Source organism: Paraburkholderia oxyphila NBRC 105797 (genome assembly GCF_000685075.1).
Lineage (GTDB): Bacteria > Pseudomonadota > Gammaproteobacteria > Burkholderiales > Burkholderiaceae > Paraburkholderia > Paraburkholderia oxyphila.
Genome location: NZ_BAYD01000120.1, coordinates 18,721 through 30,128, shown reverse-complemented (window position 1 = coordinate 30,128; position 11,408 = coordinate 18,721). Strand labels below are relative to the sequence as shown.

Here is an 11,408-nt window from a genome sequence, read left to right as displayed (position 1 = left end):
CGAAAACAAGTTAAAGCCAACGCACAAAGCCCCGCAACAAAAGCACCATACTGCTTCAAATCTCAGACACGCACATACCGGTCAATCTGCACAAACGTGCGCGCCAATGTGGCGCATGAGCCGCGCCTTAACCTCGGGCGGCGTGATAGTCGGCCGCGGAAGTCCATCGGGCGTGCCACGTCCAATCGTCAGTCGTACGAATCGTGTCCCAGCCACACCCGAGGGCCCCACCGCGCGCTCCTGCGCGGCAGCAAGCACAGCATCAAGCACCGAGAGATCATCGCTCTCCACCGCATCGGCATATCCGCACGCAGCAGCCACATTCGCAAACGACACTTGCGCCGAAACTGTCGCCTGACCACCCGTCGAATCATGCGCGCCATTATCGAGCAGCACATGCGCAAGATTCGACGGCCCATACGCGCCAAGCGTCGCAAAAGCCCCCATCCGCATGAGCGCCGCGCCATCACCATCGAGCGCCACCACGTTCAGGTCCGGCCGCGCAAGCGCGAAACCAAGCGCGAATGGCGTGACGCATCCCATCGACCCCACCATATAGAGCTGGTTGGAACGATCGTCGAGCGCGTAAAGCTCACGGCCACAGAAGCCCGTCGATGCCACCACGACAGTCGACTCCGATGGCGTAGCCGCAATCACGCGCTCAAGCGCCTGCTGACGCGTCGGCATTTGATCAGGACTGCGTCCAGTCCATCTAGCCTCAGCGACAGGCAACGCGTGCTTCTCGGGCATCGTACCGCCGCCCTTCAACTCATACGGCGCCACGCTGCCTTTCTGCATCACGAGCGCATACGGGCGCCCCGTTTCATCCATATGCCTGATCGCACGCTCGAGCGCCGGCCCAATAGCCTCGGCCTCCGTGGGAAACAGCTCCCACGGAATCTCCATCGTCTCGAGCATCTGCGGCGTGACCGGCCCCATCAACGCGTGCTGCGGCTCGTCAGCAACGCCCGGCTGGCCGCGCCACGTCACGATCAAGAGCTGCGGCAAGCGGAAAGTCCACGTGAGCGAAGTGAGCGGGCTCACGGCGTTACCAAGCCCGGAGTTCTGCATCATCGCGATCCCGCGCTTGCCCGCGAGCGCCGCGCCCGCGATCAGCGCGACCGCATCGCCTTCGTTCGCCGCCGACACATAATGAAGCGATTCGTCCTGCAGCACGTAATTGATGAACGGCGTGAGGTACGAGCACGGCACGCCGGCATACCATTCGAAACCGCGCGAGCGCGCCGCTTCGACAAACTGAGCGGCTTCGATCATGCCTTGCCCTCCGTAGCGCCAGCCGCCGTAGCGACGCCCTGCGCAAGCGCGCCACGCGTATAGACGCCCTGCGCGAACTCGCCCGCGCTGCGGAAGTCTTCGAGATCGTTCACGCCGCGCCAGTGGCCACGCACGTATTGCACCTCGACTTGCTCGCCGTCGGCGATCAGCGCATTGAGCAGCGCGGGCATGTCGAGTGTGTCGAAGTCGGTGCGCGTCTGCAGTTGCGCGAGCTTCTTCGCAAGCTTCTCGCGGCCCGCGCCGCGCACGTTCATGAGGCCGATCCAGCGCCCATGCGGCGCCACACCGTTCGCAGCCGGCTCGCTCGAAATGCGCTCGAGCAGCGCGGTGTTGCCGAAGAGGCCCCGGTCGTCGCCCGCCGAACACCACGCGAAGTCGCGCGTGCTGCTGTTTTCAGACTCCGGCGACGAATCGATCACCACGCTGAAATCCGCTTCGCTCTCCACCAGATCGTTCAGGATGTAGCTGCGGAACAGCAGGTCGCCATACGAGATCACGGTGTCGTTCTCAAGCGCGTCAAGCGTGCCGATGGCGCACGCGAGCGAGGCGAGCTCGTTGGTCTGCGCGTAGCGCTCGTTGCGCACGAGCTTGACGCCAGCCGTGTCGATGGCGTCAGCGCGATAGCCGCCCACCACCGTGATGTCGTTGACCGAATGCTTCTTGAACGCGTCGACGAGCCAGCGCAAGAGAGGCTTGCCGGCCACCGGCAGCATCACTTTGGGCTTGTCTTCGGTGAAGGCGTCGAGGCCCGAGCCGCGACTCGCTGCCAGCACGATCGCGGAGCCTGCCGTGCGCGAGGCCGACAGGTAGCGGTTTTCTGCTTCCGAGTATTCATCGGCGTCCTGAAGACGGAAGATCTCGTTGACGGGCGCGATGCGGTCCTCCACGTCGACGAGCGTCTGCGTCTCGTGAATCGTCCGCGCGACGGCCTGCATCGCCGAAGCCGATGCGCGCACGAGATGGTTCGCCCAGATCACGACGCTGATGCCGGCCTTGCGGAACACATCGGTGGGCGTGCTGTAGTACTTGGTGGGCACGATCACGAGCGGACCACGGCCCGCCCACTCGCGCGCGAATGCGAGGATCTCGTCGGGTTTGGAGAGCTTGCTGTGGATGAGGATCGCATCGGCGCCCGCGAGCCGGTAGGCCTCGGCGCGCTTGAGCGCCTCGTCCATGCCCCAGCCCGCGATCAGCGCCTCGACGCGCGCGACGATCGAAAAATTCTCGTCGGTCTGCGAGTCCTTGCCAGCCTTGATCTTGCCGCAGAACTCGTCGATGTCGGCAAGCGGCTGCGCCTCGCCCTTGATGAAGCTATTGGTCTTCGGGAACTGCTTGTCTTCGATGCACACGCCCGCAATGCCGCGCTGCTCGAGCTTGCGCACGAGGCGGCGCACGTTGTTGAAGTTGCCGTAGCCGGTGTCGCCATCGAGCAGGATCGGCAGATCGCTCGCGTCCGCCATGAATTCGAGGTTGTCGACCACCTGGGTCCAGCTCGCCTCGTTGTTGTCGCGCACGCCGAACTGCGCGGAGATCGAGAGGCCCGAGCCCCAGATCGCCTTGAAGCCCGCCTCGCGCGCGATACGCGCGGACAAGCCGTTGTGCGCTTCCATCAGGAATTCGAGTTCGTTGCTCACCAGCATCTGGCGCAGCCGTGCGCTGCGCGATGTGAGGGCAATGGCGGGTTCGCGTGCGTTCATCTTGTCACTCCAGTGGACGTCGTCACGTCGGCAGCCGTGGCTGCGCCGCGCGCGTCGCATCGTTGGGAAATCGTTTCTGGCCCGCGGGCCGCAAAGATGCGTCATGCCGCCGGCGCTCTGGCGCGGCGGCATGGGGCCAAAGCGGCGACTATAACGGAAATGATTCGTATCCGCCTTCAACTACCGCAAGAAGTGGCAAATCATGGAGTTGCTGTGAAATTTGTGGCTTTAAACGGCGTTTTCCGGCGTATTTTGCACGCGTGGCCGGCGCCCCGCGACACGCCCCAGCAGCCGACGTCGCGCCACGCTCATGAAACGTTCTTTCGTCTGAGGAGAGTTCTTGCCCACAGGGTTCGTCCTGGCTCGCGCACACGTTTGCCAGCGCCGTAAACGCATGTGGGCGAAGCGTTTTTTCACCGCGTTTCAACCCGATTTGCAGCCCGATTTGCTGCCCCCAAAAAAAGCCCTCGACCGACCATTCAGACGATGACCCTCAACCAGAAACTCCGTTCGATGATCGCGATCCTCTGGATCGGCCTGTTCCTGATCGTCGCCTTCGGCGCGTGGCAAAGCCGCGACGGCATGATCCGCGAACGGCGCGCGCAACTCATTACGCTCGTCGACGAAGCCTCCAGCGTCACCCAGTACTACTACACACTTTCGCAGCACAACGTCATGAGCGAAGCCGATGCGCAAAAGCAGGCGCTCGCCGTAATCGGCTTCATCCGCTACGGCACCGACGGCTACCTGAGCATCAACAACTCACAGTCGGTGATGCTGATGCATCCCATCAAGCCGGAGCTGAACGGAAAGCGGCTTATCGACTTCACCGATCCCGCAGGCAAGCACCTCTTCGTCGAGCTCGCACAGATCGGCAGCCAGCCCGACGGCGGCTTCGTCGACTATCTGTGGTCCAAGCCCGGCCACACCACGCCCGTGCCCAAGCTGAGCTACGCGCGACGCTTCGCGCCGTGGGACTGGGTGATCGTGACCGGCATGTACATGGACGATGTGAGCAACGCGTTCTACGCGAACCTCGTGCGCTGGCTCCTCGTGACCTTCGTGCTCGGCGGCGCGGCAACCGTCGTGATGGTGCTCGTGGTGCGCAGCGTGCGCGGCAGCATCGGCGGCGAGCTCGAAGTCGCTGTCGAGACGGCCAGCCGCATCGCGCATGGCGATCTCACCACGCAAGTGCAAGCGCAGGGCGCCAACGCGCAAAGCCTGATGCGTGCGCTCGCAACCATGCAGGGCGCGCTCGTGCAAACGGTTTCGCGGGTGCGCAGCGGCGCGGAGAACATCAACGTGGGTGCCAACGAAATTGCCGCCGGCAATACCGACCTTTCGCAGCGCACCGAGGAGCAGGCGGCAGCACTCGTGCAGACCGCGTCGAGCATGGACCAGATGACCACCAACGTACGCCAGAACGCGGACAGCGCAGCACACGCGGCCACGCTCGCGAGCGAGGCCGCCGAAGTCGCCACGCGCGGCAACGCCGTGGTGGGCGACGTGGTGCGCACGATGGGCGACATCTCGACGAGCTCGCAGCAGATCGGCGACATCATCGGCGTGATCGACGGCATTGCGTTCCAGACCAACATTCTCGCGCTCAATGCGGCCGTGGAAGCGGCACGCGCGGGCGAGCAGGGGCGCGGCTTCGCGGTGGTCGCGGCAGAGGTGCGCAGCCTCGCGCAGCGCTCGGCGTCGGCGGCCAAGGAAATCAAGGCGCTGATCGAAAAGTCGACGGGCACGGTGGTCGAGGGTCAGCAGCTCGTGACCAGCGCGGGCTCGACGATGAGCGAAATCGTGCAGTCGGTGCGGCGCGTGCACGAGATTCTCGAAGAGATCAGCCATGCGTCGCGAGAGCAGAGCGCGGGCATCGAGCAAGTGAACCGCGCCGTGGGCGAGATGGATCAGGTGACGCAGCAGAACGCGGCGCTTGTCGAGCAGGCCGCGGCCGCGGCGCATTCGCTCAAGGACCAGGTGACGGGGCTGCGCGAGTCGATCGCGAGCTTCAGGCTGCCGGCGGTGGTTTGAGGCTGCTTCTGCGCGCCGTGGGCTGCGTGCGAGCAACCCTCACGGCACTAAAAATTTCAATTCAATTACACTGTGTTTACAATAATGCACCATTGAATCCCCCCTGCACCAACCCGATGATCCGCTCCAGCAAACCGCCGCGCGACCCGCATGCCGCCGCGACCCGCCATCCGATGCTGTCGCCGAAGCTGCCCGCGTGGCGCTCGAAGTTCATCGTGTTCGTCACGTTCGCGGCCTTCGCCGCGCTCGCGGGCCGGGCGCTCTGGGTGCAGGTCGTCAATCACGGCTTCTACGTCAAGCAAGGGCAAAAGCGCTATCAGCGCACGTTCGAGCTCGATGCCATGCGCGGGCGCATCGTCGACCGCAACGGCGCGCTGCTCGCCGTGAGCCTCGAAACCTTCGAGATCTGGGCCAATCCCAGGCTGCTCGACGAGGCCGCGTACACACCGCTCGCGAAGCTGCTCGGCATGCCGCTCGCCGAGCTGCGCCGGCGCCTGCCGCACGAGCGCTCGTTCGTCCTGCTCAAGCGCCAGGTCGACGCCGAGACCGCGTCCCATATCGACGAAATGGCCACCGGCGGCATCACGCTGATCGCCGACTCGAAGCGCTTCTATCCCGAGGGCGAATCGGCGGCGCACGTGGTGGGCTTCACCGATATCGAGGACAACGGCCAGGAAGGCGTCGAACTCGCGGCCAACGCGCGCCTGCGCGGCACGCCGGGCCAGCGCGAAGTGATCCGCGACCGGCTCGGCCGCGTGATCTCGGAGCCGAGCGAGCGTGTGCTGCCGAAGAACGGTGACACCGTGCAGCTCACCGTCGACCGCCGCATCCAGCAGCTCGCCTATACGCAGCTGAAGGCCGCCGTGACGAAGAATCGTGCGGAAGCCGGCAGCGTCGTGGTGCTCGACGCGCAGAACGGCGAAATCCTCGCGCTCGCCAACTGGCCGTCGTTCGATCCCAACAACCGCGCGCGCCTCACGGGCCGCCAGCTGCGCAACCGCGCCGTGATCGACACCTTCGAGCCGGGCTCGACCATCAAGCCCGTGGTCGCGGCACTCTCGATGGACCTGCGCAAAGTCAACGCCAACACGATCATCGACACCTCGCCGGGCACGTACCGCATCGGCCCGGCCGTGATCCATGACACCTCGAACCACGGCCGCATGACGGTGGCGGAAGCCGTCCAGAAGTCGAGCAACATCGCGCTCGCGAAAATGGCGCTGAACCTGCCCGCGCAGACCATCTGGAACAAGTATCAGGAATACGGCCTCGGCATGCGGCCCGAAGTGACCTTCCCCGGCGCCGCCGCGGGCCGCGTGCGGCCGTGGGCGCGCTGGCGTCCGATCGAGCAGGCGACCATGGCTTACGGCTATGGCCTCTCGACCTCGCTCCTGCAAATCGCGCAGGTCTACACCGCCTATGCCGGCGACGGCACGATGTACCCCGCGAAGCTGCTGAGCGAGGCGCCAGGCCCGCAGGGCATCACCGCTTCGGGGGGCGCGCCGCGCGCGGTGACTACGCCCGCCACGGCGGCGTCCATGCGCAAGATGCTGGAAATGGCCACGAGCGAAGGCGGTACCGGCCGCGCGGCAAACATCGAGGGCTACCGGATCGGCGGCAAGACCGGCACCGCGCGCAAGCAGATCGGCTCGGGTTACGCGAAGAACCGCTATCGCGCACTGTTCGTCGGCATGGCGCCGATGAGCGCCCCGCGCGTGATCGTCGCGGTGATGATCGACGATCCAACGGGCGGCTCGTACTACGGCGGCACGGTCGCGGGGCCGGTATTCTCGGGCGTGATGCAGGGATCGCTGAAACTGCTCGGCGTGCCGCCGGACGCCTGAAAAGCGTCTCAAGACGCTCGATCAAGCCCGATAGCGATTGATTGGGCGGGCACTCGCCAGGCCTCGTGCATGGCGCGCCATGCATGTGCCGACGCGAGGCACACGCCAGCGCGGCGCAGGCTTTCACGGTATGCTCACAGCTTTGCTCCGGCGCGTTCGCGCCGCCCATCTGCCCTTCTGCTTTCTCATCTGGACCTCGCCATGAGCTACTTGCCCCAACTGGCCGGCATTGCCGGCGTCATGCTGCTCGCCTGCGCGAGCCCTGGCCCCGACATGCTCGCCGTGACCTCGCACGCCTTCGCGCGCCGCCGCGCGGGGCTGTTCGTGGCCGCCGGCATTTCGACGTCGCACGCGCTCTGGGCGACGCTCGCGGTATTCGGGCTCGGGCTGATCCTCGCGCAGCTGGCGTGGCTCTATGAAGGCATCCGCATCGCGGGCGCGGTCTATCTGCTGTATCTCGGCGCGCGCACGCTCATGAGCCTGCGGCAAGCGTCGGGCGCGGCGGCAGCGCCGGCATTGGCGGCGACGAAGGCCGCGAACGGCGCGCTGGCGTATCGGCGCGGCTTGCTGGTCGGGCTCACGAATCCGAAAGCGGCGGCGTTCTTCGGCAGCCTGTTCGTCACGCTGCTGCCCGGCCATGCGCCGATGTGGGTGCACGCCGCAACGGTGGCCACGGTTGCGGCCGTATCGATCATCTGGTTCAGCGGCATGGCGCTGCTGTTCTCGACTGGCCGCGTGCAGCGCGGCTATCAGAAGCTGCGCCGTCCCGTCGATGCGGTGATGGGTAGCGTGCTCATCGCGCTTGGCGCTCGGCTAGCACTCGATCATTGAGCTGAGCGAAGCGCCGCTCAGCTCAATTGGGCGGCGAGACTGACGCTTGCCGCCGCGCCACGGTATGTGGCGCTCCCATGGGCATATTTAGTTGTGCAGATAAGCCGCCGGCTTCGCCCGTCTGCACGGGCTGGGCGCCGTAGCCCGATTGCGCGAGATCCTGCTGCACCTAAAAATGGGCCTCAGAGGGAAGGATCCTTCCTGACTGCGGAAGATTGGTGAGGACTTCTGCGCGCAAGGCGCAGCCCTTCAAATCTGCTCGCGCCCAAACGCCCGAAGCGCGCCGAGATCCACCACATCCACGCGGTTATACGAGAGCGTGACGAGCCCTTCGCGCTCGAGCGTCTGCAGCGCCTGGTTGACACGCTGCCGCGACGCACCCGCAAGCATGCCGATCTCCTCCTGCGAAATCTCGAGGGCGTTGCCCGTCTCCGGATACAGGTCGGGATTGAACATCTGCGCGAGCGCCTGGGCCACGCGCGCATCGACATCGAGCAGACGGCTGTTCTGGATCAGCGCAATGAACTCGCCCATGCGGTTGTTCAGCTGATGGATCACGAAGCGGTTGAACGGCAGGCTGCTGTCCATGAGCCGATGAAACGTATCGGCGGGCACGGCCATCACGAGCGAGGGCTGCAGCGCGATCACGTCGTACTTGCGCGGCTCGCGCTTGATCACGCTGCCCTCGCCGAACCAGCCGCCGTGCGGCACGCCCGAGAAGGTGCAGCCGCGCCCCGACGCGTTGAAGATGGCCAGCTTCACGAGCCCGCTGCTCACGCCCAGCCAGTACGCCGACGGCGCCTCGCGCGCGGCCACCGTCGCGCCCGCGGCCCACGCCTGCGCATGCGAGGTCTCGAGCACCCATGCGCGATGCTCGGGCGCGAGCGCGCGGAACCACGCGCAGCGCTCGTAGAGCGCCGCGAGCCGAGCCGCGTCGCGCGCATCGATCCGGCCTGTGGCAAGCGGGTCTTTGTCCGGGGGCATAATGGGCTGCGTCATCGCGCTTACCTCGAAATGGGGCGTTCCTGGCGTAGGGAGGACGTGCTCTGTCGCGCCGGCGACAGACTCGCGCGCGCCGTCCTGATACGGTAGCGCGAATCATACCGACAAACCGGCATCGGGCCTGCCCCACGGGCCCTGCATGGGAAACGTATCAGGAGACAGCACCATGACGCACGCGTACGAAGAAGGGCTCGCGCAACGCGAAGCCAATTACGTCCCGCTCACGCCCATCGACTTCATCGCGCGCGCCGCCGAAGTCTACGGCGAGCGCCCCGCCATGGTCTACGGCACGGTGCGCCGCAACTGGCGCGAAACCTACGCACGCACGCGCCGCCTCGCGAGCGCACTTGCGCGCGCCGGCATCGGGCGCGGCGACACCGTCGCGGTGCTGCTCCCCAACATCCCGGCCATGGTCGAAGCGCACTTCGGCGTGCCGATGGCGGGTGCCGTGCTCAACACGCTCAACACACGGCTCGACGTCGCCACCATGCTGTTCATGCTGCGTCACGGAGAAGCGAAGGCGCTCATCGTCGACACCGAATTCGCCGCGCTCGCGCAACGCGCGGCGCTCGAATTTCCGGATCTCCAGATCATCACCGTGGCTGACGTCGCGCCTGCGGATCCCGAGCACTTCCCGCGCGGCATCGACTACGAGGCCTTTCTCGAACAGGGCGACCCCGAGTTCACCTGGCAGCCGCCCGCAAACGAGTGGGACGCCATCGCGCTGAACTACACCTCGGGCACCACCGGTGACCCGAAGGGCGTCGTCTATCACCATCGCGGCGCGTATCTGAATGCGGTGAGCAATATCCTCGAGTGGGATCTGCCCAAGCACGCGGTATATCTGTGGACGCTGCCGCTCTTTCATTGCAACGGCTGGTGCTTTGCGTGGACCGTGGCGGCGCGTGCAGGCGTGAACGTCTGCCTGCGCAAATTCGACGCAAAGCTCGTGTTCGAGCTGATCCGCACCGAAGGCGTCACGCACTATTGCGGCGCGCCCATCGTGCAGGGTGCGCTCGCCGATGCACCCGCCGGATATCGCGAGGGCATCACGCATACGGTGCGCACGATGGTCGCGGGCGCGCCGCCCGCACCCGCCGTGATCGCAAAGATGAAGACCATCGGCATCGAACTCACGCACGTCTATGGACTCACCGAGGTCTATGGTCCCGCTTCGGTGTGCGCGCTCCAGGAGAGCTGGAAGAGCCTGCCCGAGGACGAACAGGCGCGCCTCGCCGCGCGCCAGGGCGTGCGCTATCACCTGCAGAGCGGCATCAGCGTGCGCAATCCCTCGACGATGGAGCCCGTGCCGAACGACGGCGAAACACTCGGCGAGATCATGTTCCGCGGCAACATCTGCATGAAGGGCTACCTGAAGAACGAGCGCGCGACCGAAGAGGCGTTTCGCGGCGGCTGGTTCCATACCGGTGATCTCGGCGTGATGACGCCCGACGGCTATGTGCGCATCACCGACCGCAGCAAGGACATCATCATCTCGGGCGGCGAGAACATTTCGAGCATCGAAGTGGAAGACACGCTGTATCGCCATCCGGCGGTCGCGCTCGCGGCAGTCGTGGCGATGCCCGACGCGAAGTGGGGCGAAGTGCCGTGCGCATTCGTCGAACTGCGTGAAGGTGCGAGCGCAACGGCCGAAGAGATCATTGCGCATTGCCGGCTCTTTCTCGCGAGCTACAAGGTCCCGCGCGTCGTGAAATTCGGCGAATTGCCGCGCACGGCAACCGGCAAGATCCAGAAATACGAATTGCGTGCGCAAGTGGGTTCGCAAAGCGCGATCGATCTGGGCAAATCGCAGGATGCGTCGAAGAACCCCTGAATGAAGGGTTTTTGAATGCTTATCGCGCGGCAAATGAAAGATTAAACCGTGTCAGCCAGCGGTCTCGCGCGACCGCTGGCCCGCTAATGTTACTGCTTCTGACAACCCGACCCTTTAAATTTCATTGGAAATATTCAGAAAGCTCGCGTAATCCGTTATGCATCAAGGACCAACTGTCAAATGCGTAATTTTCGGGCAGCGTCTGGCTCGAAATGAAAGATTACAAGTGCTCACGTATTCATTGCCTTGCTCTCGCTAAGCTAGGTCTCGTGGTCGGACGCAACGCAATGCGCTACGACGACGAACCCGAAGAGGAGGAACGAATATGAATACGAAGAGCTGGAAGACCCCCGCACGCGCGCTTGCCGCTGCGCTGCTCGCAGGCGGCGCGCTGATGGGTGCCTCGAGCGCCTTCGCCCAGTCCGCGCCGTTCGCACTGCGCGCCGACTCGGCGCCGCAATACGGCGAAGCGCACATGGTCCCCGTGGACGTGCAACTGTCGATCGGCTGGCACGACAACCGTTACTGGGACGGCCACCGCTATTGGGAACGTGACGAGTGGATGCACCATCATCCGCACGATCCGGGCCCCCCGGGCTGGCACGGCGACCGTCATGACACGCGTTACGACGACCATCGTCCGCCGCCCCCGCCGCATTACTGATTGACGCGGGACCACGCCGCCCATCGCGGCGGCCCGGCCGAGGCCGCTTCCCCCCACAGGGAAAACGGCCTCGCTGCGTTTTAGGTCAATTGATTCGGCATCCGAATCAAAACGCATTTAAACGGATGCCTGAAAAGCCCGCGCCACGGGTCTCGATCGAGAGCCATCGGCAGCCCCTGGAAACGCCCCGAAAGCGAGCCGACAGT

Annotated in this window: 8 protein-coding genes; 5 read left to right on the top strand and 3 right to left on the bottom strand. The window is 65.2% G+C overall.

The window, feature by feature from the left end:
* Window positions 1-81: 81 nt before the first annotated feature.
* Window positions 82-1,275, bottom strand: coding sequence for a phosphonopyruvate decarboxylase (gene aepY / locus BO1_RS41215; RefSeq protein ID WP_028222564.1), 1,194 nt, complete (start codon window positions 1,273-1,275; stop codon window positions 82-84).
* Window positions 1,272-2,993 carry a phosphoenolpyruvate mutase gene (gene aepX / locus BO1_RS41210; protein ID WP_028222563.1) on the bottom strand — a complete coding sequence of 574 codons (1,722 nt, stop codon included), beginning with the start codon at window positions 2,991-2,993 and terminating at the stop codon, window positions 1,272-1,274. Before aepX ends, aepY begins: the two co-directional genes overlap by 4 nt.
* A gap of 486 nt (window positions 2,994-3,479) precedes the next feature.
* On the opposite strand from aepX, the gene BO1_RS41205 reads away from it, so the two are divergent.
* The 3 genes from BO1_RS41205 to BO1_RS41195 all read left to right on the top strand — a co-directional run bounded on the left by BO1_RS41205 (window position 3,480) and on the right by BO1_RS41195 (window position 7,702).
* On the top strand, window positions 3,480-5,027 hold the full coding sequence (locus tag BO1_RS41205; protein WP_028222562.1) for a methyl-accepting chemotaxis protein: 1,548 nt from the start codon (window positions 3,480-3,482) through the stop codon (window positions 5,025-5,027).
* A gap of 116 nt (window positions 5,028-5,143) precedes the next feature.
* Window positions 5,144-6,871 carry a peptidoglycan D,D-transpeptidase FtsI family protein gene (locus BO1_RS41200; protein WP_028222561.1) on the top strand — a complete coding sequence of 576 codons (1,728 nt, stop codon included), beginning with the start codon at window positions 5,144-5,146 and terminating at the stop codon, window positions 6,869-6,871.
* 201 nt (window positions 6,872-7,072) lie between these two features.
* A complete protein-coding gene (locus tag BO1_RS41195; RefSeq protein WP_028222560.1) occupies window positions 7,073-7,702 on the top strand; it encodes a LysE family translocator in 630 nt (209 codons plus the stop codon).
* 249 nt (window positions 7,703-7,951) lie between these two features.
* Here the strand turns inward: BO1_RS41195 and BO1_RS41190 are convergent, their stop codons facing one another.
* Entirely contained in the window at window positions 7,952-8,686 is a 735-nt protein-coding gene (locus BO1_RS41190; RefSeq protein WP_043288727.1) for a Crp/Fnr family transcriptional regulator, read from the bottom strand.
* A gap of 184 nt (window positions 8,687-8,870) precedes the next feature.
* On the opposite strand from BO1_RS41190, the gene BO1_RS41185 reads away from it, so the two are divergent.
* Window positions 8,871-10,538 carry an acyl-CoA synthetase gene (locus tag BO1_RS41185; protein ID WP_028222558.1) on the top strand — a complete coding sequence of 556 codons (1,668 nt, stop codon included), beginning with the start codon at window positions 8,871-8,873 and terminating at the stop codon, window positions 10,536-10,538.
* Window positions 10,539-10,863: 325 nt separating this feature from the next.
* The gene (locus BO1_RS41180) at window positions 10,864-11,202 is read left to right on the top strand and encodes a hypothetical protein (protein WP_028222557.1); all 339 of its coding nucleotides are present in this window, start codon (window positions 10,864-10,866) and stop codon (window positions 11,200-11,202) included.
* Window positions 11,203-11,408 lie beyond the last annotated feature (206 nt).

What these genes read in the sequence shown, in the direction of transcription:
- aepY (WP_028222564.1), bottom strand. Translation starts at nt 1,275, where the DNA reads ATGATCGAAGCCGCTCAGTTTGTCGAAGCGGCGCGCTCGCGCGGTTTC.
- aepX (WP_028222563.1), bottom strand. Translation starts at nt 2,993, where the DNA reads ATGAACGCACGCGAACCCGCCATTGCCCTCACATCGCGCAGCGCACGG.
- BO1_RS41205 (WP_028222562.1), top strand. Translation starts at nt 3,480, where the DNA reads ATGACCCTCAACCAGAAACTCCGTTCGATGATCGCGATCCTCTGGATC.
- BO1_RS41200 (WP_028222561.1), top strand. Translation starts at nt 5,144, where the DNA reads ATGATCCGCTCCAGCAAACCGCCGCGCGACCCGCATGCCGCCGCGACC.
- BO1_RS41195 (WP_028222560.1), top strand. Translation starts at nt 7,073, where the DNA reads ATGAGCTACTTGCCCCAACTGGCCGGCATTGCCGGCGTCATGCTGCTC.
- BO1_RS41190 (WP_043288727.1), bottom strand. Translation starts at nt 8,686, where the DNA reads ATGCCCCCGGACAAAGACCCGCTTGCCACAGGCCGGATCGATGCGCGC.
- BO1_RS41185 (WP_028222558.1), top strand. Translation starts at nt 8,871, where the DNA reads ATGACGCACGCGTACGAAGAAGGGCTCGCGCAACGCGAAGCCAATTAC.
- BO1_RS41180 (WP_028222557.1), top strand. Translation starts at nt 10,864, where the DNA reads ATGAATACGAAGAGCTGGAAGACCCCCGCACGCGCGCTTGCCGCTGCG.